General features: G+C 43.0%; 2 protein-coding genes. Both read right to left on the reverse strand.

Annotated elements, in window-relative coordinates; translation table 11 throughout:
- The coding region (locus tag ACS8FD_RS23170; protein WP_439277584.1) for a hypothetical protein at nt 1-210 on the reverse strand (210 nt) is incomplete at its 3' end.
- Nucleotides 211-372: 162 nt separating this feature from the next.
- The coding region (locus ACS8FD_RS23175) for an SDR family oxidoreductase (protein WP_439277585.1) at nt 373-574 on the reverse strand (202 nt) is incomplete at its 5' end.

The following is a 574-nucleotide window of genomic DNA, read 5'->3' on the forward strand; positions in this document are numbered from 1 at the left end:
TGCCACTATTAATATAAGCACCAGCGCTGCCAGTACATAGGCCAACCAATTAGGTACGCTACTTAACCAACCAATGGTAAAGGCCAAGCCCATATAAGTTTCAACTGGCCAGTCCACAATAGAGGTCGGCGAGCCTGCATTAAACATCGCCATAAAGCCTACTAGACCAATCAATGCAGCAATAATCCCAGCACGCTTACGGTTATTCATGTCATTTCTCTTTCAAATTCAATCAAGTTACTTATTAAGTGGTTCATCTGCTCATTTTTAAAGCTTTATATATAGTCGATACCAGATAAAATCGATACGTTGTAACGTGATGCGCAACTGGTATAAAGCCGCAAATCACAGCCTAAAAGTTTCGGAGCATTATTAAGGCATTGTCAAACCACCATCGACAGCAATGGACTGTCCGGTAATAGCTAAGCTCAAATCAGATGACATAAGCAACACTGAATTGGCAAAATCAGCCACTGAAGTCGCTTGACGTAATGGCGTCGTGGTGGCGATATAGTCAAACACCTCTTCGGTCGTTAAACTACTGGCATCAGTGGTTTTGAGTAGTCCGCCTGCC

The organism is Psychrobacter sp. 1U2, assembly GCF_051847575.1.